Genomic DNA, 230 nt, shown 5'->3' with positions numbered 1-230 from the left:
TTGGAGCTGGATGTGCCGGAGTTTGATATGACGGGAAGTATTGAGGCCCCTTTAGATGCCTCCCCCCATCTGATTTTCGTGGAGGGGGGGGCAGACAAAGCCAAATATGACATGTTTTCCAAAGTCGCTCCGACTTACCGGCTGCCGGACGAAATGCTGAGCGATTCATTCGCTATTCTTAAAACTACGGCGGATCTCCTGGTACGTGCTTTTTTCATGGGACTGAGGTA

Annotated in this window: 1 pseudogene; it reads left to right on the top strand. The window is 50.9% G+C overall.

Annotation, left to right across the window (positions count from 1 at the left end):
* Positions 1-230 (top strand): annotated as a pseudogene (locus KVT34_RS31475) (hypothetical protein); the annotation flags it as partial.

The organism is Paenibacillus sp. GbtcB18 (assembly GCF_019091125.1).
GTDB classification, from domain to species: domain Bacteria; phylum Bacillota; class Bacilli; order Paenibacillales; family NBRC-103111; genus Paenibacillus_F; species Paenibacillus_F chitinolyticus.
This window is presented reverse-complemented; position numbering and strand designations above follow the sequence as displayed.